The sequence below is a fragment of the Salinivibrio sp. MA427 genome, from assembly GCF_001996115.1.
GTDB lineage: Bacteria > Pseudomonadota > Gammaproteobacteria > Enterobacterales > Vibrionaceae > Salinivibrio > Salinivibrio costicola.
Genome location: NZ_MUFH01000349.1, coordinates 1 through 4,130 on the forward strand (window position 1 = coordinate 1; position 4,130 = coordinate 4,130).

At 46.0% G+C, this 4,130-nt stretch carries 1 protein-coding gene and 2 pseudogenes; all 3 read right to left on the reverse strand.

What is annotated here, in order from left to right; translation table 11 throughout:
- Positions 1–8: 8 nt before the first annotated feature.
- The gene (locus tag BZG79_RS14330) at positions 9–1,280 is read right to left on the reverse strand and encodes a type VI secretion system ImpA family N-terminal domain-containing protein (protein WP_077774738.1); all 1,272 of its coding nucleotides are present in this window, start codon (positions 1,278–1,280) and stop codon (positions 9–11) included.
- Positions 1,281–1,328: 48 nt separating this feature from the next.
- Positions 1,329–2,306 (reverse strand): annotated as a pseudogene (locus BZG79_RS14335) (type VI secretion IcmF C-terminal domain-containing protein); the annotation flags it as partial.
- Position 2,307: 1 nt separating this feature from the next.
- Positions 2,308–4,130: pseudogene (gene tssM, locus BZG79_RS14340) on the reverse strand (type VI secretion system membrane subunit TssM); the annotation flags it as partial.

The window sequence follows — 4,130 nt, forward strand, 5'->3', positions numbered from 1 at the left end:
GCATAAGGCTACCGGGTAGCTTGATGGACATTAATTTTTTCTTGAAGCTGGGCGACTTTCCAACTTAGGTGGTTTAAGCGTTCGGTAAGTACGGCTAGCTCGGCGTTGGCTTTATCGATATCACCCTGTTCCACAAGTGTTTCGACATAATCGGCTCGTCCATAAATAGGCGATAAGCTGATGGCGAAATCTTCCAAAGATCGAGTTTGCTTTTGCAACGCCCACCAGCGGTTTTGCTCTGCAAGTAGAGCCATATTCGCCATCTTGGTTCGAACCGCGCGAAACTTATCGATGTATTTAGCGGTATTTCCCAGTGCCTCTTTGCGCTCCATGTCATAACGCGTCAATAATTCACGAGTTTGTTTATTGTCGGCATAGAGTGTGGCCAGTGCATTAAGATGCGCCTTGGCCAGTACTTTGCTCGATTCAATCGACTGCTCCAATTCTTGAGTTGTCGATTGCGCGTATAACGGGACGAATTGTGATTCCCAGCGCGCTAATGTGCTTGGCTGATGCGTTTTTGCAAAAGCCGCCGTGGCGTCAGCATGATTTAAGCTCGGCGCCGGCGCATCAACTTGAAAGGGGGTTTGAAAGTAAGGGATATATGGATAACCCAGCCATATGAACGCGGTTAAACAGGCCCCTACGACACCGGCCAATAGAGTGCGAATACGGCTTACCCTTATACTAATGGTTGGGTTAACGTTTTCATCGCGTTGTTGCTGTTTTAGTGCACTATGAAATCGTGTTTCTATTCGGTCGATATGTTCAAACAACACATACGCGATCCCCTCATAGTCAACCACATACTTGGGTTGCTGCTGTTCGAGCACATGATATAGGGTATCGCAGAGCTTTTCACAACGGTACAACTCGCGTAATGCTTGTTGGTCTGGCTTAATCTGGTTTAGCTCTCCTTGTACTCGAGCATTCACCCACTCCAGCGCCTCTTTTCGTGCTCGGGCACGTTTTTCAGAGACCGCGTCTTCGTTATTCAAACAAGCAAGGATCAATTCCAACCCGTTTGCCAATCCTACTAGGCCGCCAATTTTTAATGCCGCGACGGTATAGTAGCCACTGAGGAGCAAATCAATACCTTGCTCACTGGCGAGTGCTTGACAGTTATCTTTTACAAATTGCCAATCGGTCCCCCCGGATAATGGCGAGTGTCGTTTATTGATTTGGTCTCTAATTGCTTGATAACGCTCGTCATCACGCAAGGGTTGAACATCTTGGATAATACGAAAAGGCTGATTATCAATCGAGAGTATAAAAGACATTTAGCATTCCTGATAAAGCAGGGGCGAGTATACTCGCCCCATGATCAGTTAGTAGAGATTGCGTGAGAGCTTGAACGATTTGAACAAGCGCTGCGTGAATGGATTAGTGGCAGCCTGAGCATTAACACGATAGATCATTCCACCGCCATCAACATTGAATTGATAGTCAACCGAAGTAGTACTAGCCGAGACCACTGCTCCTTGATCAAGGAGACGGAACAACGCCCATGGACCGCGAATCACGACACTACGCGGTGACAGGTTGGTTTTCGTGGGCACCAATGTCAGTTTTGAGGTAGCCGAGTCACGAAGCGTATTTGGCCAAATGAGCTCAATACTGTCTCTAGGCCCATGGCTATAGGTCACATACTGACCATCAACATTCAAAACACTGCGTCGTTTATTGCTGCTTAAACGCAAGGGCTCAACAGAGAAGCTCACATCCAAAACACCTTTACGATTAAAGAACGCTTCTCGGATTTTTTGTGCTTTTTGGATCTGGGCTAGCAGGTCTTGGCGAATTAACGACCCATTTGTCCCTTTATCTCCAACTGATATGTTTTCATCTATAAATATTTTCAGCTGACTATTGTAGAAATTATCCAGGGTTCCTTGTGGCGCAAAGAAGCTTTCAAAGTCGCTAAGTGATGCATCTTTACTGGCATTCGGATTAAACGGATATCGGTTCGCTAACTTTTGTTGATAAGGGCGATAGACCTCTTGATACCAACGAGTTTCAAGGTGTTTGATGGCCGCTTGTTTAACGACATGCCAGCTTTCATCGGCGAGTTTATCAACCATACCATCAAGCGGCTCAGGTAAACCGGTAGCAATCCGTTTAAGTGTATAAATGGGGTCGGTATTCACCAACTTAACACGTGCTTTGGTCGCATCCAGTGCCGCTGTACCAATGTCAGGCGCATCTTGGATAGATTTAAGGTAGCTTTTTAGCTCCTGTACCGACGCCAACACTTCACTCAGGTAGTCCGGTTTGCCATTCACCGCTTTAACAAGACGGTTCAAATCNCTTAACACGTGCTTTGGTCGCATCCAGTGCCGCTGTACCAATGTCAGGCGCATCTTGGATAGATTTAAGGTAGCTTTTTAGCTCCTGTACCGACGCCAACACTTCACTCAGGTAGGCCGGTTTGTCATTCACCGCTTTAACAAGACGGTTCAAATCTGAAAATGGTGCCTGTATTTGTGACGCCACCTCATATTTTGGATTTTCTGAGATCGCTTCTTGAGCGTCTTCATCCAAACCGAGGCCTGATGCAAGCTGAGTATTGGTTTCGAGGGTGCGTAATAAACGCTGCAAGGGTCCTACGTGCCCAGTAAAATTATCCAGAACCGTTACGGCATCATTAATATCACTGAAAAACTTCACATCAATTTCGTTCAGCGCTGTACGCCACGTATTAGTATAATCAGCAACATACAAATCACGTATTTGGTTTCTAAGTGCCTTTTTATCCGCGTCACTAAACTGCGCCGTTTCTGCTTCACCTAATACCCAGCTATCAATCAACGCCAAGTCAGAAACTGACTGGAGCTTCGGCACAAAGTAATCTTCAAAGCCAGTTTTGGTCAGCATTTGCGGGATATGTAAGTTTTCGCTATCGACTTCCCGCTCATCAAAAACAACATCAAAGACAGGACCAACCGCGTTCCGCAGGTTCATTCCCGAGCCCAGAACGGTCTCTGCGTCTAGCTTCAAGTTTCGGTACACACGTTGGTCGGTTGGCATAGTCCGTAAATATGCCTGCGTACGAGCGATAGTAAAATCATAAGGACGCATTACTCGATCTGAAATTCTATCGCCTCTTATACGCTCTCCAGTCAAGTCAGTATGGCGCATAGCGTAATCGAGATGATCGAGTAAACGTTCTTGAATGACCTTTTGCCCGGCAAATTCTTGTTGCCATTGTTGACTAAAATAGTCCATTACATAGTCATGATAGCGGCCGCTTTTATCCACCATCATCCGATAAACACGCAATGCAACTAGCTGTTCCTGATCCGTCTCCGCTTGATTAATATCCACCACGGTATCTGCCATTAAGAGTGGCAAGAATCGACTTTTTAATAGGTTGAGGTACGTTTGTTCGACTTTAGGTCCAATCACATGACCCTGATATAGACCAAAGTCAGAGACATATTTAGGCTTTTCGCGGAAAAAGCCAAATTCCAGCGTCGCTTGACGGATCTGGTTGAGCGGTTTAAGCACCTCACGTTGCGATGCACCGGCAGCACTGTTTGAGAATTGGGTTTTATATTGATCAACTTTTGTCAATACCGCATCTGCATGTGCGACGTTGGCCAGATAATAGCGATGCCACGTCCCCACTAATAAGACAGTGGCGATAGAGCATGCCAGAACAGACATTCCCATCAGGCGCCGTTTATGTTTTGCCACGCGGAAGTTATCCGACGCGAGCCCCGCCTCGGGATAGATAATATTGCTAAATAGTTTTTGCGTGAAAAAAATTGTTGAATTCTTGGCCTTTTGAGCATGATTGACCGCATGTGACAATCCATAACGACGAGAGGCTGCATCATCGAATGCGTTCGTTGGTACCCCTTGCTGATAGACAGAGGTAAAATACGCGCCTCTAACCAGCGCCGAAGTAGAGAATTGGTCACTCGCCAGTGCTTCATTGAAAAAAGTAGCAAGAATATCTTTCAGCCCAGTGATCTGACGCGAGAAGCTATAAATCGCTTTACGATCCTCAAAATCAATCGGAGCGGCCAGTGCATGCGGAACTATCGCATTAATGCGATCAATAAATGCAGAATAGTCTTCATCAAACTCTTTAAGCCATGAGTCCAAGTCATCCACAGAGTTTAAAG

Excerpts from the sequence above, each read along its gene's own strand:
- BZG79_RS14330 (WP_077774738.1), bottom strand. The coding sequence starts at position 1,280 with ATGTCTTTTATACTCTCGATTGATAATCAGCCTTTTCGTATTATCCAA.